We start from the raw sequence: 18,217 nt of genomic DNA on the forward strand, positions 1-18,217 counted from the left end.
GGCGCACGGGCGTCTCCCACCAACGCATTGCAACGACAGGGTTATGATGAGCCAGCAGAGGGACATTGCCGACATGATCGCCGAACAGGGGCCGATGGGCGCCCTGACCGCGACGATCGACGCATCCTCGCCTCTGGGGCCCGCCTCGGCTTGGTCGCCATCGCTCGTCTCGACGGTGCGGCTGATGCTGTCGTCGCGCGCGGAGATCGTGCTGTTCTGGGGGCCGGATTATTGCGCCCTCTATAATGAAGCCTATGCCCCCACGATCGGCGACAAGCATCCGCGCGTGCTTGGCCGCCCGGCCCGCGAAGGCTGGGCCGAGCTGTGGGATGATCTTGGCCCGCTGCTGCAATCGGTGCGGGACACGGGCGAAACCTTCCATGCCAAGGACCGTCCCTTCTATATCGAGCGCGACGGCGGCCGGGGCGAGGAGGTCTTCTTCGACATTTCCTATTCGCCGGTGTTCGAACTGGATGGGTCAATCGGCGGCGTGCTGTGCATCGTCAGCGAAACCACGGTGCGCGTGCTGGCCGAGCGCGAGGCACGCGCCGACCGCAACCGCCTCTGGGCACTGGCGCGTGACCCCTTTCTGATCGCCGACAGCGAGGGGATCTGGCTGTCCGCCAGCCCCGCCTGGACCGACATATTGGGCTGGTCGCAGGAGGAACTGATCGGCCGCACATCGGAATGGATGGAGCATCCCGACGATGTGAAGCGGACGCGCGGCGAGGTGCAGGATCTGGCCGACGGCCATCCGACCATCCGGTTCGAAAACCGGTTCCGCACCAAACGGGGCGATTATCGCATCTTCAGCTGGACCGCCGTGCCCGAGGGCGACCTCATCTATTGCGTCGCCCGCGACGTGACCCGGCACCGCGCCGACGCCCAGGCCCTGGCCGAAACCGAAGCCGCGCTGCGCCAGGCGCAGAAGATGGAGACGCTGGGCCAACTTACTGGCGGTGTCGCGCATGACTTCAACAATCTGCTGCAGATCGTCACCGGCAATCTGGACCTGCTGCAACGCGCCCTACCCGACGACCAGCCGCGCCTGCGCCGCGCCGCCGACAATGCCATGGCCGGGGCCGAACGGGCGGCGATACTGACCCAGCGGCTGCTCGCCTTTTCCCGCCGCCAGCCGCTGGCCCCCGACCGGGTCGATCCCAACCGGCTGATCGCCGGCATGTCGGACCTGCTGCACCGGACGCTGGGCGAGATGATCGAGGTGGAAACGGTGCAGAGCCCGCGGGTCTGGCCGGTCGAGATCGACGTCAACCAGATGGAAAATGCGCTGCTCAACCTGGCGGTCAACGCGCGCGACGCGATGCCGCAGGGCGGCAAGCTGACGATCGAGGTCGCCAACACCCATCTCGACAGCCATTATGCCGCGACCGAACAGGAAATCACGCCCGGCCAATATGTGCTGATCTGCGTGTCGGACACCGGCATGGGCATGGACGCCGACACGCTGTCCCACGCGATCGAACCCTTCTTCACCACCAAGGATGTCGGACGCGGCACCGGCCTTGGCCTGTCGATGGTCTATGGCTTCGTCAAGCAGTCGGGCGGCCATGTCCGGGTCTATTCAGAGACCGGCCATGGCACCACGGTGAAAATCTACCTGCCACGCTATCATGGCCTTCTGCCGGTGGCCGAGGAGATCGTGCAGGCGCCGCCCCCGCCCTGTCCGCAGGCCGGGCAGGAGGTGATCCTGGTGTGCGAGGATGACGAGAATGTCCGCGCCTATTCGGTCGAGGTGCTGCGCGACCTGGGCTATCGCGTGATCGAGGCGGGCGATGGCCCGACCGCCCTCGCGGCGCTGGATGCCGCGGCCGAGCCGATCGACCTGCTGTTCACCGACGTGGTGCTGCCCGGCGGCATGACCGGGGCCGACATTGCCCGCGCCGCCAAGGCCAGGCAGCCGGGTCTGCGCGTGTTGTTTACCACCGGCTATGCCCGCAACGCGATCATCCATCATGGCCGGCTCGATCCGGGGGTCGAGCTGCTGACCAAGCCCTTCACCTACAGGGCACTGGGCGAGAAGATCCGTGATATGCTGGACCGGGTGGAAAGCCCGGCCCAGTAAAAAGGTCAGCCCTTGGTGCGCTGCCAGGCGGCGACCAGATCGACCGCGCGTTCGCGCACGATGAGCGCATCGTCGCCCGGACGATAGAGCGCGCCGCCCACGCCGATCCCTTCACAGCCACCGGCAAGCCAGTCGCCGATCGTGTCCGCGCCGGTGCCGCCCACGGCCCAGACGCCAACATGCTTGGGCAGCACATCCTTGACCGCCTTGACATAGGCCGGGCCAAGCTGGGCGGCGGGAAACAGCTTCACCCGGCGCGCGCCGGCCTCGACCGCGCGGAACGCCTCGCTCGGTGTCATGAAGCCGGGCAGCAGTTCAAGGCCGAGTTCGGCGCCGCGTGCGATAACGTCCGGCACCGTGTTCGGCGTCACCATGATGCGGCCGCCCGCCCCCGCCAGCGCCTCGACCGCCTCGACCGTCAACACCGTGCCGCCGCCGATCAGCGCGCGATCGCCAAAGGCCTGCTGCATCGCCGCGATGCTGACCAAGGGATCGGGCGAATTGAACGGCACCTCGATCACGCGGATGCCGGCTTCCACCAGGGCGGCGGCGATATCGAGCGCCTCTTCGGGCTTCACGCCACGCAGAATGGCGGCGATCGGCGGCGCGCCGTCGGCCAGCAGGTCGTCGAGGATCATGGGTCAGTTCTCCAGAAAGCCAAGGCCAGCCCGCGCACAGGCGTCGCCGTCCAGCGATTGCGAAGCGATGCCCTGCGCATCGAGGGCACGGGCATAGCGATCCGAAAGCCGCGCGTCACCAATCAAGACGACGCCGGTGTCGCCCGCCAGCGCGGCCCGCGCCTCGGCGATCTCGCAGCCGATGACGAGGCCAGACAGATAGCCCAGCGCCCAGTCGGCCGAACGCCCGGCGCGCAGCCGCATCGCCCGCGCCGCGAACAGGGAGGCGAGCAGCCGGCCCGCGCCGGCCCGCTCCAGCCCCTCGGCAAAACCAGCCGCTTCCTCTGCCGGATCGGCATCGGCGGCGGCGATATTGGGGCTCAGCGTCGAACGATCGCGCAGCAGCGCAAACAGTTCGCCGGTCGGCACGGTGCGGAAGCGGATCACCCGGCCATCCTCCACCAGCGTCCATTTGCTGTGGGTGCCGGGCAGCACGATCAGGTGACGGCCGGTGGCGAGCCGGGGATCGAGCGCCATCGCGCCGAAAATCTGGGCCTCCTCGCCGCGCATCACATCGGCAATGCCGTCGGCGTCGGTGCAGGCCAGGCCCGCCATGATCGCCAGCGGCGCGCCGCGCCAGTCGAACCGCACGGCAACCTCTGCCCAGCTATCGGCATCGGCGGGACAATCGGCATAGGGTGCCTCGACCCAGCCGTCGCGCGCGCCGACCATGCCGCACAGGCGGATCGATGTCGGCAGGCCGTCCTCCAGCCAGGGGGCGATCGTCTCGGCAAAGGCGGCTTCCGCCTCGCGGCCGACCACACCGATGCCCGGCCCGTCGCGACGCGCCACGATCCGCCCCGCTTCCACCCGGAACAGCCGCAGATTGCTGGTTCCCCAGTCGCCGATCACTGCATAGTCGCTCATCGATGATCCGCCCGATTTTTCGCGTTCAACCGCACTTTCCTTCTCTTTGCATCCTTGAAAAGTTATTTGTCTGAGTATATCGGAGAGGCAAGCGCGTCAACGTGCCAAGCCTTTTCAAAGTGTCAGGATGCCCACATGAGCGATTCGTCCAAGCCTACTCCCAAGCTGCGTAGCCGCGCCTGGTTCGACAACCCAGACAATATCGACATGACCTCGCTCTATCTGGAGCGTTACCTGAACTTCGGCCTCAGCCTCGAAGAACTGCGCAGCGGCAAGCCGATCATCGGCATCGCCCAGACCGGCAGCGACCTGTCGCCCTGCAACCGCCATCACCTCGTGCTCGCCGAGCGCATGCGCGAAGGCATCCGCGAAATGGGCGGCATCGCGCTCGAATTCCCGGTCCACCCGATCCAGGAAACCGGCAAGCGCCCGACCGCCGGCCTTGACCGCAACCTCGCCTATCTGGGCCTGGTCGAAGCCATGTATGGCTATCCGCTCGACGGCGTGATCCTGACCAGCGGCTGCGACAAGACCACCCCGGCGCTGCTGATGGCCGCCGCCACCGTCAACATCCCGGCGATCGCCCTGTCGGTCGGCCCGATGCTCAATGGCTGGCACAAGGGCGAGCGCACCGGTTCGGGCACGATCGTGTGGCATGGCCGCCAGTTGCTGGCCGCCGGCAAGATCGACGACGAAGGCTTCATCAAGCTGGTCGCCTCGTCGGCTCCCTCGACCGGCTTCTGCAACACCATGGGCACCGCCAGCACCATGAACGCGCTCGCCGAAGCGCTGGGCATGATGCTGCCCGGCAGCGCGGCGATCCCCGCCCCCTATCGCGACCGTCAGGAAGCCGCCTATCGCACCGGCAAGCGCATCGTCGAAATGGTGCATGAGGACCTGAAGCCCTCTGACATCATGACGCTCGACGCATTCCACAATGCCATCGTCGCCAACTCGGCGATCGGTGGTTCGACCAACGCGCCGATCCATCTGGCCGCCATCGCCCGCCACATGGGCGTCGACCTGCCGCTCAAGGATTGGGAAACCGTCGGTCACAAGGTGCCGCTGCTGGTCAACATGCAGCCGGCCGGCGAATATCTGGGCGAGGATTATTACCGCGCCGGCGGCCTGCCCGCCGTCATCAGCCAGCTGATCGACCAGGGCCTGATCAAGGAAGGCGCGATGACCGTCAATGGCAAGACCATGGGCGAGAATTGCAAGGGCGTGGAGATCGAGGATGAGAAGGTCATCCGTCCCTTCGGCCAGCCTCTGAAGCAGGAAGCCGGCTTCCTGGTGCTGACCGGCAACCTGTTCGACGAAGCGGTCATGAAGACCAGCGTCATCAGCGAAGAATTCCGCATGCGCTACCTGTCGAACCCCGACGATCCGGAAGCCTTTGAAGGCCCGGCGGTCGTGTTCGACGGTCCGGAAGATTATCACCACCGCATCGACGATCCGTCGGTCGGCATCACCGCCGACACGCTGCTGTTCATGCGTGGCGCCGGCCCGATCGGCTATCCGGGCGCGGCCGAGGTCGTGAACATGCGTCCGCCTGCCTATCTGATCACCGAAGGCGTGTCGGCCCTGCCCTGCATCGGCGATGGCCGTCAGTCGGGCACCTCGGGCAGCCCGTCGATCCTCAACGCTTCGCCCGAAGCGGCGGCGATGGGTGGCCTCGCGCTGCTGGAAACCGGCGACCGCGTCCGCATGGACCTGAAGGCCGGCGTGGTGAACGTGCTGATTTCCGACGAGGAACTGGAAGCCCGCCGCGCCAAGCTGATCGCCGAAGGTGGCTATAAGTACCCCGCCTCGCAGACCCCCTGGCAGGAAATCCAGCGGTCTGTCGTCGGTCAGATGAACACCGGCGCGATCCTGGAAGGCGCGGAGAAATATCAGCGCATCGCCCAGACCATGGGCCTGCCGCGCGACAACCATTAATCATCAGAGCCGTTAACGGCGCGTCATTCAAAGGAGGCAACAGGGCGTAATTTCCGTGCAGCGATGCTCGAAATTGCGTCCCCTCGTCCCCATCTGATGGGCGCGCCGTTCCGGCAAATATTACCCCCTTTCCACGACATTTCGGGAGATATCCATGTTCAACGGAGCCATTCTGGTCGGTGCTGCCGAGCGCACCGGTGGTGAGCCCTTCTTCGCGGTCGATCCGTCGACCGGCGCCAAGGGCGACGTCGCCTTCCACAACGCCTCGACCGCCGATGTCGCCGACGCCTGCGCGCTGGCCGACGCCGCGTTCGAAGGCTTCTCGACCCTGTCTCCCGAAACCCGCGCTTCCTTCCTGGAAGCCGTGGCCGACCAGATCATGGAAATCGGCGACCTGCTGATCACCACCGCCATGAGCGAAACCGGCCTGCCGCGTGGCCGCCTGGAGGGCGAGCGTGGCCGCACCGTCGGCCAGCTGCGCCTGTTCGCTTCCTATGTCCGTCAGGGCGACTGGCTCGACGTCACCATCGACAAGGCGCTGCCGGAACGCACCCCGCTGCCCCGCAGCGACCTGCGCCGCGTCAACCAGGCCGTCGGTCCGGTCGCCGTGTTCGGCGCGTCCAACTTCCCGCTCGCCTTCTCGGTCGCGGGCGGTGACACCGCATCGGCCTTCGCCGCCGGTTGCCCGGTCGTCGTGAAGGGCCACCCGGCCCACCCCGGCACCGGCGAACTGGTCGCCCGCGCCATCGCCGCCGCGGTCAAGGCCAGCGGCCTGCATGAAGGCGTCTTCTCCTACCTGCCCGGCACCACCAATGACCTGGGCGGCGCGCTGGTCGCCGATCCCCGCATCAAGGCGGTCGGCTTCACCGGTTCGCGCGGCGGCGGCATTGCGCTGATGAAGATCGCCGCCAACCGCGAAGAGCCGATCCCGGTCTATTCGGAAATGTCGTCGATCAACCCGGTCGTGCTGCTGCCGGGCGCGCTCGCGGCCCGCGCCGAAGCGCTGGGCACCGCCTTCGTCGGTTCGCTCAGCCTGTTCGCTGGCCAGTTCTGCACCAACCCCGGCATGGTGATCGCGCTCGACAGCCCCGATCTCGACCGCTTCGTCGCTTCGGCCGCGGAAGCCCTGTCGGCCAACCAGCCCCATGTCATGCTGACGCCCGGCATCCATGCCGCCTATGAAAAGGGCGTCGAGGCGCTGGCCGGCGCGGAAGGCGTCACCACCGTGGCGCGCGGCGCCGAAGCCGAAGGCGTGAACCTGGCCCAGTCGGCCCTGTTCGCCACCAGCGGCGAACAGTTCCGCACCAACCCGGCGCTGTCGCATGAAGTGTTCGGTTCCTCGTCGATCCTGGTGAAGTGCGCCACGATCGAGGAAGTGATCGCCACCATCGCCCAGATGGAAGGTCAGCTGACCGCCACGCTGCAGATGGACGAAAGCGACAATGACAATGCCGCCAAGCTGCTGCCGACGCTGTCGCGCAAGGTCGGCCGCGTGCTGGCCAATGGCTGGCCGACCGGCGTCGAAGTGACCCATGCCATGGTCCATGGCGGTCCCTTCCCGTCGACCTCGGACGGCCGCACCACCTCGGTCGGCACGCTGGCCATGATGCGCTTCCTGCGTCCGGTCTGCTATCAGGACGTCGTCGACGCCGTGCTGCCGCCGGCGCTGCAGGCGGCCAACCCCTGGAAGCTCAACCGCCGCATGGAAGGCAAGCTGGAGCTGGCGCAGTGACCGTCATTTCGCTGGTTCAGTTCAACGAGGGTGGCGCGCGCGGCGTCGCCGCCCTCGACCAGACCGGCGCGGCGAAGCGGGTGACGGGCGCAAGCTCCACCCGCCAGCTGGCGCTGGACGCGATCGCGGCGGGCCAGGGCCTGGCCGCCTTTGCGGAAGGCAAGCTGGGCGAAGCGGTGGACCTGTCCGCCGTCACCCTGCTGTCGCCGATCGACCATGAGGATGCGGCGCATCTGCTGGTCGCCGGCACCGGGCTGACCCATCTTGGCTCGGCCGAAGGGCGCGACAAGATGCACAAGGCCGCCACCTCGGGCGACCTCACCGACTCCATGCGCATGTTCCTGATGGGCGTCGAGGGCGGCAAGCCCGCCGATGACGGCATCGGTGCGCAGCCCGAATGGTTCTACAAGGGCGACGGCCAGATCCTGGTCGATCCGGGCCAGGATTTCACCATGCCGGCCTTTGCCGAGGATGGTGGCGAGGAACCCGAAGTTGCCGGCATCTATCTGATCGACGCCGACGGCACGCCGGTGCGTCTGGGCTTTGCGATCGGCAATGAATTTTCCGATCATATCACCGAACGCGGCAATTATCTGTGGCTCGCCCACTCCAAGCTGCGCCAGGCCTCGCTCGGCCCGGAACTGCTGCTGGGCGACCTGCCGCAGGATCTGCGCGGCACCAGCCGCATCGTCCGCAATGGCGAGACGGTGTGGGAAAAGCCGTTCCTGTCGGGTGAGACCAACATGTCGCACACGATCGCGAACCTGGAACATCATCATTTCAAATATGGTCTGTTCCGCCGTCCCGGCGACATTCATGTCCATTTCTTCGGCACCGCCACCCTCTCCTTCTCCGATGGCTTCGCCACGCAGGAAGGCGATGTGTTCGAGGTCGAGGCCAAGCCCTTCACCCTGCCGGTCCGCAATGGCCTGAAGCGCGCAGCGGACGAGGGCAAGACCAAGGTAAAGGCGCTATGAGCATCAAGGCCGGCCTCGTAGGCCTGGGCAAGATCGCCCGCGACCAGCATCTGCCCGCGATCGCCAAGATCGACGGCATCGATCTGGTCGCCGTCGCCAGCCGCAACGCGCAGGGCGAAGGGGTAAATAATTATCCCGATCTCGGCGCGATGCTGGCGGGCGAGCCCGACATGGACGCCGTCATCCTGTGCCAGCCGCCGCAGGTCCGCTATCAGGCGGCCCGTCAGGCGATCCTGGCCGGCAAGCATGTCTTCCTGGAAAAGCCGCCGGGCGCGACCGTGTCGGAAGTGGACGCCCTGATCGCGCTGGCCAAGGCCAATGGCGTCACCCTCTATGCCAGCTGGCACAGCCGCTATGCCGCCGCCGTCGCCCAGGCCAAGGACTGGATGGCGTCGCGTACGATCGAGCGCATCTCGATCCAGTGGCGCGAGGATGTCCGTCACTGGCATCCGGGCCAGCCCTGGATCTGGGAAGCGGGCGGCTTCGGCGTGTTCGATCCGGGCATCAACGCCCTGTCGATCCTGACCGAAATCGTCGCCGAACCGATCACCCTGCTTTCGGCCGAACTGGAAGTGCCGTCCAACAAGCAGGCGCCGATCGGCGCGACGCTGGCGATGGCGACCGCTTCGGGCGCGCCGATCGACACCGTGTTCGACTGGCGCCAGACCGGCCCCCAGACCTGGGACATCGCGGTCGAAACCAGCAATGGCAAGCTGCTCCTGTCTGAAGGCGGCAATACGCTGACCCTGGACGGCGAAGTCCAGTTGAAAGCGCCGGACGAGGAATATCCGACCATGTATCGGCGTTTCGTCGGGCTGGTGGCGGACAAGGCGATCGACGCCGACACCGCTCCGCTACGCCTGGTGGCCGATGCCTTCCTTTGTGGCCGGCATTGCCCTACGGCTGATTTTGAGGACTAAATTCAACGGAGGTAGAATGGGGAGCGAGCGCAAGGACGGACCGGAACGCAAGTTCGCGTCGGACGAAGGCTCGCTCCGCATTCACCAGGCGATCGCCCGCGACATGGGCACCGCCATCCTGACCGGCAGGCACAAGCCCGGCGACCTGTTCGAGGGCGAGATCGAGGCGTCGGAACGCCTTGGCGTATCGCGCACCGCCTATCGCGAGGCGATCCGCATCCTGATCGCCAAGGGGATGCTGGAAAGCCGCCCCAAGGCCGGCACCCGCGTCCTGCCGCGCGCGCGCTGGAACGTGCTCGATCCCGAAATGCTCGCCTGGATGTTCGCCGGCGAACCCGACCGCGCCTTCATCCGCGACCTGTTCGAGCTGCGCGGCGTGATCGAGCCGGCCGCCGCCGAATTTGCCGCGCGCCGCCGAACCGACGATCAACTCGCGATCATGGACGCGGCGCTCGCCGAGATGGAACGCTATGGCCTGTCCACGCCGGAGGGGCGCGCCGCCGACCAGCGTTTCCACAATGCGATCCTGGCCGCGACCCATAATGACGCGCTGGAGGCGCTGGCCAGTTCGGTCGGCGCGGCGGTGAGTTGGACCACCACCTTCAAGCATCGCAAGAAGCTGTTGCCGCGCGATCCCTTGCCCGATCATCAGGCGGTGCATCGCGCCATCGCCGCGCGCGACACGGCCGCCGCGCGCAACGCCATGGCCGAACTGCTGCGCCTGGCCTTTGCCGACATGGATATTGCGCTCAGCGAACCGGGCGTCTGATCAACCGGCCACTGCGCGGGCGCCGGCCGGCATCCAGCGGGCCAGCCCCGCCCGCCCCTGCTGCGCGATCAGGCCGGTCATGTTGGCGACAGCGAAACTGACACCATGGAGGTTGCGGCGCTGGGGCACGCCGGGGATCGGCCGGGGATGCCCCGACGCGAAGGCCAGCCCCGCCCGCAGCCGAAAATCGTCGCGCGGACAATCCCAGTCGAGGCCGACGCCCAAGACCATATCCAGACTACCGGGATAGCAGGGCGTGCCGTCATTATCGCGTGCCGCCACGATCAGGATGCCGGCCGCCAACGCCCGTTCGGCCGCCGCCGCGAACGCCTCGCCATGGGCCGGATTGACGGTGCCGAGGCTGAGGTTGATGAGGTCCACCCGTGCCGCCACCGCCCGGTCGATCGCCGCGACCAGCGCCCGCGCCGTGGTGCTGAGCGCGTCATGGAAGACCCGGATCGGCAGGCAGAGCGCATCGGGCGCCTGATCCTGGATCGCGGCAGTGACGGCGGTGCCATGGCCAAGCCGGTCGCCTGTGTCAGCTTCGCTGTCACGCCCATCCTTGGCGATGGCAAAGCCGGGCAGCAGCCGGGCGGCATCGATATGGGGATGATCGGGATGGACGCCGCTGTCGATCACGGCGATGCGCAGCGCATCAGGCGGCAGATCAGGCATGAGCCGGCTCGGGCTGTTGCGCCACCTGCGCCTGCCCGTCGATGATCGTCACGATCCGGTCGGCGATCCGCGCCAGGGCCGGCTTGTGGGTGATGAGAATGATCGTCGCTTGCGGTAGCGCACCGCGCAGCCGCTGCGCCACCAGTGCCTCGGTCTCGCCATCCAACGCCGATGTCGGTTCGTCCAGGATCAGCACCGATGGCCGGCGCAGCAGCGCGCGGGCGATGACGATGCGCTGCCGCTCACCCGCCGACAGTGCCAGCCCGCGCTCGCCGGTGCGGGTGTCCAGCCCCTCGGGCAGGCGCGCCAGGAACGCGTCCAGCCCGGCGGCATGGGCGGCGGCCTCGATATCCTCGATGCGCACATCCGGCAGGGCAAAGCCGATATTGGCGGCGATACTGTCATTGAACAGCCAGGGCGACTGGTCGACCAGCATCACCTCGCGCCGCAGGTCGTCGAGCCGCAAGTCGCGCAGATCATGCCCGTCGAGCAACAGGCGCCCGCCGGTCGGATCGGCATGCCGCACCATCAGGTCGGCCATGGTCGACTTGCCGACGCCGCTCGGCCCCAGGATCGCGCAGATGCTGCCGGCGGATATGGTCAGGTCCATGTCACGCAGCACCGGATCGCGATCATAGCGCATCGCCACCTGTTCGAAGCGGATGTCGCCGCGCACCCGGCCGATCGGCGCGGCATCGGCGCGCTCCTCGACATCGGGCCTTGTATCGAACAGCTCGAAGATGCGGCCCAGCGACACCCGCGCCGATGCCAGTCCCGACGTCAGCCCCATCAACGTCTGGATCGGCGACAAGAGCCGCATATGATAGGTCATGAAGGCGACGAGCGTGCCGATGCTCATGTCGCCCTCGATGATCCGCCAGCCGCCATAGAGGATCACGGCGGAGGTCGCCCCAGTCATCAGCGTGCCGGGCAGCGCCCCGGTCATGTAGGAGGCGACCTGCATCCGCAGCATCGCGCCGATAAAGGCGTCATTCTTCGCCTTGAACCGCCCGACCTCATGCTCGCCGGCGCGCAGCGCGGTGACCACGCGCATCCCCATCACCGTATCGACCAGCAGGCTGCCCAGATCCGCGCCCCGCTCGCGCATGTCGCGGGTCAGCGCAGTCAGCCGCCGCTGATAATGAGTGAAGGCCGCCAGGCTGGCCGGCACCAACAGCACCCCGACCAGGAACAGCCGCCAGTCGAGCCAGAGCATCATCGCGACGCAGCCGATGAAGAAGAGCAGGTTACTGACCACCGAGAGCAGGGTGTCGGACGCGATCCGTTGCACGTCGCTCACATCGCTGTTCATGCGCGAAACGAGATCGCCCAGCCGGAAGCTGGCATAGAAGCGCGGCGAGAGCGTCTGGAGATGGCGCAGCAGCGCGGCGCGCATGTCATAGAGCATCGCCGCCGACAGCCGGACATAGCGATAGCTTGCGAGGATGTTGACGCCGAAACCCAGTATCGTGACCGTAATCATGATCCCGGCAATCCGCCACAGCGCGCCCATGTCCCGCCGCAGCAGCGCCTGATCGATCATCAGCTTGGACAGATAGGGTTGGGCAAGGCCGAGCGCGGTCGACAGGATGCTGATCGCCAGCACCAGCAGCAGGCCGCGTCGATAAGGCCGGATATAGGGGAGCAGTCGGCGATAGCTGCGCCATTCAGCGACAGGCGCAGGCGCGCTCATGCCGCCTCCCGCCGTGGAACCAGTCGCAGGCCATGCAGCGCATATTGCGGCTCGGGCAGTGTCGCCAGCAGCCCGGTACACCAGTGATGCCCCTGCATCAGCGCCTCATGCTGGGTGCGCCACCAGTCGCCCCGGCCGCCATCGGCATAAAATTGGGCGCAGAGCAGCAGGTGCCGGCGCATCGCCGCGATCAGCATAGCCTGATAATGGCTAAGCAGCGCGCCCCGGTCGCCGCCTTGCGCGATGCCGGTCAGCACCGCGCTCGCCAATATCGCCTCGCGCACCGATTGGGCCGTGCCGTCGCCGCAGATCGGATCGAAGCCGATCGCCGCCGTGCCGCAGGCCAGCCAGTCGCCGCCGACCAGCGGCAGGTGCAGGCGCGGCGCGGCGAGAAAGGGGCGCGACGATCCGCCGATCGGATCGATCCCCGGCGCAATAAGCCGACTCTGTGCCAGCAGCCCGTCGATTTCGCCACCGACACCCAGCAACCACCCCTCGCCCCCGTTCGCCGGCACCAGGAACAGCCAGCCACTCTCGACCGCCTCGACCCGGCCTTCCTCGCGGCAGGCCGGGTCGCGCAGCCGCACACGGGCGGCGACGGCATGGCGCTCGCCAAAGACGTGCAGTTCGCCCATCGGCAGCGGCGGCGCGGCATGGATGGTGAAATCGGGCGCAGCCATCGGCGCTGTCTCCGCCACCGCGAACGCGGCCTGCACCCGTTCTTCCGACGCCAGCACCGCCTCATGCGGCACCATCACCGGCGCCCCGCCCCAGGCGACCAGCCGGCGCCGCACGCGCGGCGCGTCCGCGAGCAGGTCCGGCCGCGCGAACAGCTCCCGCATCAACGCCAGCGCCGCCTCGCTCAACAACAGGCTGGGCACGGGCGGGCGATGGGCGGGCTCCTGTCCGACGCAAAGCCCCGCCCCTTTCAGCAGATGCGCGCAGGCATTGGCGGCCATCCCGCTGCCCCGGATGGCCACGGACCTCATGCCCCCAACCCCCGTTCGTTTCGAGCGTGTCGAGAAACGGGCAAAATTGTGCTTCGCACTTCTCGACTTCGCTCGAAGCGAACGGAAAGTGAGCGTATTACTTTCACGGCACCGCCACCATGCCGGCGCCGGTCGCGTCATTGCCGAGATCCCAGGTGGCTTCGAGTTTCAGCGTCTTCGCGTCATAGACCTCGATGTCGAAGCTGGCGCCGTAGATATAGAGCTTGGCGCCATCCATCGACATGCCGAAGCGGAAGCGCGATCGGCAGGGGAACTCCGCCTTGTCGATCACCGCGTTGGTGGAAAGGTCCATGTGCCAGAATTCGCAGCGCTTCGATCCCAGTGTGCCGTTGGTCACGACGGTATAGGCCTGCTTGCCGTCGGGCGTGATTTCAAGGCCGGCCATGGCGGTCGGTGCCGGGCCGATCGGGGTGAAGTCGAACTGGCGGCTGTTGAGGTCGAACCGGGCGAGGCCGAACATCTTACTGTGGATATAGGGGTCGGCCGCGTTGAACAGCGACACATATTGGCCGGGCGTGCGCAGCGTCTCCAGCGATCCGCCAAAGCCGACATTTTCCAGCCCCGTGCCTTCGGGCCGGGCCAGGTCGATGCGGTCGGTGGCCTTCAATGTCGCGGTATCGATGACGATCACCTTCTCGCCAAAGGCGTAGAGATATTTGCCGTCGCCCGACACCTTGAAAGCGACGCGAAAGCCGCCGATCGCCTTTTCATCATCCTTCTCGATCTCGGCGGTGCGCACCAGCTTGCCAAGCTTCAGGTCGACCACGCCATAGAGCGGCTTGCTGACCTTGTAGCGGTCCATTTCCTTGTCGATCTTGGTGATGATCGTATAGAAATAGCGGCCTGCCGGGTCCGCCACGCCGCCATAGAAGCGCACGCGATTGGGGCCGTCATTCAGGCTGAACTTGCTGACGACCTTGCGGCTCGCCGCGTCGATTACCTCGATCCCGCTGGTGGTGATGGTCGACACATAGATGCGCTTGCCATCGTCCGACAGGGACATGGCGGTCGGCAGGCCGGTATCCAGCTTGATCTTCTGCGTGACCGCGCCCTTGCCCTCGTCAAAGACCAGCAGAACGTCGGGATAGGCGCCCATGAACAGGGTCGCCGCATGGGTGGGGATGGTCGCCAGCGCGGCAAGCCCCGCCGCCAGGACAAAGCGGATTTTCTGCATCGCGCGCCTCATGGGAATACCAGGTCGAGATTACGCCAGTCCTTGGTCGCGGTGGCGCAGTTGCTGGCCCAGTCGGGCGAATAATTCACATGGTCGGGCACCTGCACCGGCCAGAAGCAGGTGACGTAGCAGTCATAAATGTCGCGCTCGACCGGCTGGCACAGGCCCGCCGTGCCGCCGCCCGCATCCACTTCCCAGCCGGGCGAGAAGGACAGGGTACAGCCCATCGGCACATGCGGACGCGGCGCCTGTTGCAGGGCGACGACATCCTCCTCCATGTCGGACGGCGTGGCGCCCGACGCAGCGGCGGCCTCGATCGCCGCCTCCATCTGCGTCACGGCGTCGTCGATCCGCCGCGCCTTTTTGTTGATGGCACGAAGATGCTTCATGACAGCCCCTTTCGTTCAGCGAAATGCTCGAGGAAGCCGGGGTTCTTCACCGCCAACTCGCCATAGATATGCAGGCAGGTGTCGGTCCATTGCCGGATCCAGTCGCAATAATGGAGATTGGCGTGACCGGTGTCGCCATAGCGGACGAATGCCTCATGGTGGCAGCCGCCGGCGCAGAGCGGCCGCGCCCAGCAGCTCTGGCAATCATATTTGGCGCCGACATGGCCCCGGCTCAGGAAATCGCCCTGCTTGGCCCGGTCGATGCCGCTCGACACATGGCCCATCACATGGGTGTCGGCGTCGGTGAAGCGGTGGCAAGGCGACAGGTCGCCCGACGGGCTGACCCCCATCAGCCCCATGCCCGCGCCGCAGGGATGCGATTTGTTGACGCCCGAAATCAGCTCGCTGATGGTCTCGCTGACATTGGTGAAGCCATGGACCTGCCCACGCAGCGCAAATTCCAGCCATTCGCGCGCCAGCAGGTTGAACTGCGCCAGCACGCTGTCCATGCCGTCGGCATTGATCGAATAGGCCCGCGTTTCCCCCGTCGTCACCGGCGCGAAGCCGACTTCGTGGAAACCCAGATCATCCTTTAGATGGCGGAAGATGCGCACGACATCGGTCACGCCTTCGGTCAGGGTGACGCGCGCGGTCACCGCACGGGTGCGATGATGGGCAATCAGCGTGCGCAGCCGCGGCTCGATCACCGCATAGCTGCCCTTGCCATTCTTGTAGACGCGATGCTTGTCCTGCAGTTCGGGCGGGCCGTCCATCGACACGGTGACGCCGACCCGATTGTCCGACAGGAAGGTGACGATCTCCGGCGTCAGCAAGGTGGCATTGGTGGTGAGGCTGTAGGTGATCCCCTTGCCCGCCGCCGCCGTCGCACCATTGGCATAATCGACCACATCGCGCAGAAGCTTGAAATTCATCAAGGTTTCGCCGCCGAAGAAGGTGATGTGGAGCGACGGGCGATGGGCCGCCTCAGCGATCAGCAGATTGACCGACGCCTTCGCCGTTTCCAGCGTCATATATTTGGGCTTGCCGGCCGGGGTCGCGATCTTGTCCGCGCCGAACTCATAGCAATAGGTGCAGGCGAGGTTGCACTGGTTGGTGATGTTGAGCACCAGCGCCTGGAGCGGGAAATCGGCCGGCGGCGCTTCGGGCACCGACACCGGCGCCGCGCCCAGATGGATGAGCTGCACCGCGCGCAATTCGCGGACCAGCGCCTCGGCTTCGGCCAGGTCGCCCTCCTCGCCCGCCAGTTCGCGGACCAGTGCGGCATGGCTCAGCTCCTGGCCATCGAGCCGGTCGAGCACGGCCTGCACCTGCGCATCGATCTCGAAGATGGCGCCGGCGCTCACCAGATAGACGAAGTCGCTGCCGCCGGCGGCAAAGCCATGATATTCGGCGCGGCGATAGGCGGGGGCCTGCATGACGGTCATCGCGACACCTCCGGCTGGTCGAAGCGCTGATACATGGGCACGGTCACGACCAGATAGGACCGAGCACTCAGGGGCTTGCCGAATTTATCCTTTTCCGCCTTCGCCGTGGCGACGACCCAGACCTCGCCATAATTGTTGCGGCTGAACCGACGTTCGGGATTGGGGCCTTCCAGCCCCGGCGTGAAGAAGGCGGTGGGGCTCAAAGCGCCCACATATTTCATGTCGTCATCATAATAGACCGACATGAATTCCTGCATCGACCAGGTCGCGTCGACCGGGCCGATCGCGACGTCGTCGCCGGTGTTGGGCTTGCCATCCAGGCCATTGTCATAACCGATCGCCTCATACTGCTGATAGCCCTTGGCGAACTTCGTGCCGCCCAGCCGGGCCAGGCTCGTTTCCGGCGTGACCTTGAGATAATCGACCTTGCGATAGACCGGGAACGCCTTTTCCAGCACCGCGCCGCCAATGCCGACATCGCGCTGGCCGGCGGGCGCGCTGGCCGCGACATCGACGCTCAGCACCGCCTTGCCCGGCGTCGCCGACACGACCCTGGCGACGGTGACGCCCGCGCCCAGATCGACATCCGCCGCCGTCAGCGAGGCCGGCAGATTATGCCCCCAGATGGTGACCTCGACGCCCTTCGCCCCGGCCTTCACCGCGCCCGGCGTCACCGCCAGGATCGCGGGCGCGGCGGTCGCGCGAACCAGTTTCACATCATAGCCGAATTCCTGATATTCGCCCCAGAACCAGCGTCCTTCGGCGCGCTGCTGGTCGGGCGCGAACCACATCGTCTCGCGCGCCGGACTGCCCAGATCATCGGGCTTGCCCGGCGCCGCGCCGCCCTTGGACGAACCGCGCCAGCTATAGCCGGAATAGACGAGGCCGGTGCCGCTGCGGCTGATGGTCGCGCCGTTGGAGAGCGAGGTGAGCGACGCGCTGGTCTTGAACTCGTCCGCCGCCGCGCCCGGCGCCACCGTCATCGTGCCGACGAAGCGCCCCTGCCCCGGCACCGACGCCACCACCAGCCAGTCGCCCGCCAGCCGCGGCGCGCGCAGCCGCGAGCTCCAGGCGGCCCATTCGGGCGTATGCAGCCCTGCCACCTTGGGCATATAGGTCAGCGCATATTCGCCGCGCGTCATCTTGTCCTTGGGGTCGCGGCCGGCAGGCTGCTCGCTATCCTCGGCCGGGCGGCGATATTGGGCATCGGCCTGCGAATAGAGGGCGACGTGCAGATCCTGCAACGTCTTCCATTCCAGCTTCGACCGGCGCCAGGACAAGGGCTGGGCAAAGGCATGGCAGCTGGCGCAGGCGCCGCGCATCGTCTCGTTGGGCAGGACTTCGTCGACGATCCGTTTTTCGGGCAGATACATGACCGGCCGCGCCTCCTCCGGCGCCAGCCCGTGCGAGGCAGAGAGCGACTTGATGACCGCGCGCGATTCCTCGGGGGTGATGGGGAGGCCATTGAGGCGCACCATCCGCTTGATCGCCTGTGCCCAGCCCTCCGGCGTGGTGCGCACCCAGCTGATGCGCGACAGGTTGCCCTTGGCATCGGGCGCGTGACAGCTGCCGCATTTTTCCTGGACCAGCGGATCGGTGACGGGGATACCCTCCTCCGTCTCCTTCATCGTCGCGCCGTCGGGACCGCCATCGGCCCCGCTACCCCCTTGGGCCAGCACGACCGACGCAGAGAGCAACGCCAACAGACCGAACTTCACCGGAAGCTGCTTCACCCTGATGTCCCCCTTTGGCGTCCGGTCTTTTGCCCTGGACGCGGCCCAATCTCAGGCGGGGGCTTTTTTGCCCCTCTGACCGGCATGACGGATGACGCCATGTCGATCCGCCATCAGATTCTTGACGATCATCAA

15 protein-coding genes are annotated in these 18,217 nt (G+C 66.7%); 6 read left to right on the forward strand and 9 right to left on the reverse strand.

Going from position 1 to position 18,217, the window contains the following annotated elements; translation table 11 throughout:
• The first annotated feature begins 43 nt into the window (after window positions 1–43).
• A complete protein-coding gene (locus tag HH800_RS16035) occupies window positions 44–2,083 on the forward strand; it encodes a hybrid sensor histidine kinase/response regulator (RefSeq protein ID WP_169861667.1) in 2,040 nt (679 codons plus the stop codon).
• 5 nt (window positions 2,084–2,088) lie between these two features.
• Here HH800_RS16035 and HH800_RS16040 read toward each other — a convergent pair whose 3' ends face one another.
• Both HH800_RS16040 and HH800_RS16045 read right to left on the reverse strand, forming a co-directional pair.
• Window positions 2,089–2,721, reverse strand: a complete 633-nt coding sequence (locus HH800_RS16040) for a 2-dehydro-3-deoxy-6-phosphogalactonate aldolase (RefSeq protein ID WP_169861668.1) — start codon at window positions 2,719–2,721, stop codon at window positions 2,089–2,091.
• Window positions 2,722–2,724: 3 nt separating this feature from the next.
• The gene (locus tag HH800_RS16045) at window positions 2,725–3,627 is read right to left on the reverse strand and encodes a 2-dehydro-3-deoxygalactonokinase (protein ID WP_004210968.1); all 903 of its coding nucleotides are present in this window, start codon (window positions 3,625–3,627) and stop codon (window positions 2,725–2,727) included.
• Window positions 3,628–3,762: 135 nt separating this feature from the next.
• Between HH800_RS16045 and HH800_RS16050 the strand changes: the two genes are divergently transcribed.
• The 5 genes from HH800_RS16050 to HH800_RS16070 all read left to right on the forward strand — a co-directional run bounded on the left by HH800_RS16050 (window position 3,763) and on the right by HH800_RS16070 (window position 9,963).
• Complete coding sequence (locus HH800_RS16050) at window positions 3,763–5,565, forward strand: IlvD/Edd family dehydratase (protein ID WP_010337622.1); 1,803 nt, start codon at window positions 3,763–3,765, stop codon at window positions 5,563–5,565.
• 154 nt (window positions 5,566–5,719) lie between these two features.
• Complete coding sequence (locus HH800_RS16055) at window positions 5,720–7,297, forward strand: aldehyde dehydrogenase (NADP(+)) (protein WP_169861669.1); 1,578 nt, start codon at window positions 5,720–5,722, stop codon at window positions 7,295–7,297.
• Window positions 7,294–8,274: an AraD1 family protein gene (gene araD1 / locus HH800_RS16060; protein ID WP_169861670.1), complete on the forward strand. Its 981-nt coding sequence runs from the start codon at window positions 7,294–7,296 to the stop codon at window positions 8,272–8,274. Before HH800_RS16055 ends, araD1 begins: the two co-directional genes overlap by 4 nt.
• Window positions 8,271–9,194: a Gfo/Idh/MocA family protein gene (locus HH800_RS16065; protein ID WP_169861671.1), complete on the forward strand. Its 924-nt coding sequence runs from the start codon at window positions 8,271–8,273 to the stop codon at window positions 9,192–9,194. Before araD1 ends, HH800_RS16065 begins: the two co-directional genes overlap by 4 nt.
• Before the next feature lie 16 nt (window positions 9,195–9,210).
• Window positions 9,211–9,963 (forward strand): FadR/GntR family transcriptional regulator, encoded by a 753-nt coding sequence (locus HH800_RS16070; RefSeq protein ID WP_169861672.1) that lies wholly within the window; start codon window positions 9,211–9,213, stop codon window positions 9,961–9,963.
• On the opposite strand, the gene HH800_RS16075 is transcribed toward HH800_RS16070, so the two are convergent.
• From HH800_RS16075 to peaA, 7 genes are all read right to left on the reverse strand, one after another.
• Complete coding sequence (locus HH800_RS16075) at window positions 9,964–10,638, reverse strand: S8 family serine peptidase (RefSeq protein ID WP_169861673.1); 675 nt, start codon at window positions 10,636–10,638, stop codon at window positions 9,964–9,966. It lies immediately after the preceding gene.
• On the reverse strand, window positions 10,631–12,331 hold the full coding sequence (locus tag HH800_RS16080; RefSeq protein WP_169861674.1) for an ABC transporter ATP-binding protein: 1,701 nt from the start codon (window positions 12,329–12,331) through the stop codon (window positions 10,631–10,633). The genes HH800_RS16075 and HH800_RS16080 overlap by 8 nt, the downstream gene beginning before the upstream one ends.
• Complete coding sequence (locus HH800_RS16085) at window positions 12,328–13,320, reverse strand: hypothetical protein (RefSeq protein WP_206379177.1); 993 nt, start codon at window positions 13,318–13,320, stop codon at window positions 12,328–12,330. Before HH800_RS16085 ends, HH800_RS16080 begins: the two co-directional genes overlap by 4 nt.
• A gap of 103 nt (window positions 13,321–13,423) precedes the next feature.
• The gene (locus tag HH800_RS16090; protein WP_169861675.1) at window positions 13,424–14,515 is read right to left on the reverse strand and encodes a hypothetical protein; all 1,092 of its coding nucleotides are present in this window, start codon (window positions 14,513–14,515) and stop codon (window positions 13,424–13,426) included.
• A gap of 8 nt (window positions 14,516–14,523) precedes the next feature.
• Complete coding sequence (gene qhpC / locus HH800_RS16095; RefSeq protein WP_017501471.1) at window positions 14,524–14,904, reverse strand: quinohemoprotein amine dehydrogenase subunit gamma; 381 nt, start codon at window positions 14,902–14,904, stop codon at window positions 14,524–14,526.
• On the reverse strand, window positions 14,901–16,349 hold the full coding sequence (gene peaB, locus HH800_RS16100) for a quinohemoprotein amine dehydrogenase maturation protein (protein ID WP_169861676.1): 1,449 nt from the start codon (window positions 16,347–16,349) through the stop codon (window positions 14,901–14,903). The genes qhpC and peaB overlap by 4 nt, the downstream gene beginning before the upstream one ends.
• Window positions 16,346–18,082: a quinohemoprotein amine dehydrogenase subunit alpha gene (gene peaA, locus HH800_RS16105; RefSeq protein WP_169861677.1), complete on the reverse strand. Its 1,737-nt coding sequence runs from the start codon at window positions 18,080–18,082 to the stop codon at window positions 16,346–16,348. The genes peaB and peaA overlap by 4 nt, the downstream gene beginning before the upstream one ends.
• Between the last annotated feature and the right edge of the window lie 135 nt (window positions 18,083–18,217).

It is taken from the genome of Sphingobium yanoikuyae (genome assembly GCF_013001025.1).
Lineage (GTDB): Bacteria > Pseudomonadota > Alphaproteobacteria > Sphingomonadales > Sphingomonadaceae > Sphingobium > Sphingobium yanoikuyae_A.

Excerpts from the sequence above, each read along its gene's own strand:
- HH800_RS16050 (WP_010337622.1), top strand. The coding sequence starts at position 3,763 with ATGAGCGATTCGTCCAAGCCTACTCCCAAGCTGCGTAGCCGCGCCTGG.
- HH800_RS16045 (WP_004210968.1), bottom strand. The coding sequence starts at position 3,627 with ATGAGCGACTATGCAGTGATCGGCGACTGGGGAACCAGCAATCTGCGG.
- HH800_RS16075 (WP_169861673.1), bottom strand. The coding sequence starts at position 10,638 with ATGCCTGATCTGCCGCCTGATGCGCTGCGCATCGCCGTGATCGACAGC.
- HH800_RS16035 (WP_169861667.1), top strand. The coding sequence starts at position 44 with ATGATGAGCCAGCAGAGGGACATTGCCGACATGATCGCCGAACAGGGG.
- peaB (WP_169861676.1), bottom strand. The coding sequence starts at position 16,349 with ATGACCGTCATGCAGGCCCCCGCCTATCGCCGCGCCGAATATCATGGC.
- HH800_RS16080 (WP_169861674.1), bottom strand. The coding sequence starts at position 12,331 with ATGAGCGCGCCTGCGCCTGTCGCTGAATGGCGCAGCTATCGCCGACTG.
- HH800_RS16090 (WP_169861675.1), bottom strand. The coding sequence starts at position 14,515 with ATGCAGAAAATCCGCTTTGTCCTGGCGGCGGGGCTTGCCGCGCTGGCG.
- HH800_RS16070 (WP_169861672.1), top strand. The coding sequence starts at position 9,211 with ATGGGGAGCGAGCGCAAGGACGGACCGGAACGCAAGTTCGCGTCGGAC.
- HH800_RS16085 (WP_206379177.1), bottom strand. The coding sequence starts at position 13,320 with ATGAGGTCCGTGGCCATCCGGGGCAGCGGGATGGCCGCCAATGCCTGC.
- HH800_RS16040 (WP_169861668.1), bottom strand. The coding sequence starts at position 2,721 with ATGATCCTCGACGACCTGCTGGCCGACGGCGCGCCGCCGATCGCCGCC.
- qhpC (WP_017501471.1), bottom strand. The coding sequence starts at position 14,904 with ATGAAGCATCTTCGTGCCATCAACAAAAAGGCGCGGCGGATCGACGAC.
- HH800_RS16065 (WP_169861671.1), top strand. The coding sequence starts at position 8,271 with ATGAGCATCAAGGCCGGCCTCGTAGGCCTGGGCAAGATCGCCCGCGAC.
- HH800_RS16055 (WP_169861669.1), top strand. The coding sequence starts at position 5,720 with ATGTTCAACGGAGCCATTCTGGTCGGTGCTGCCGAGCGCACCGGTGGT.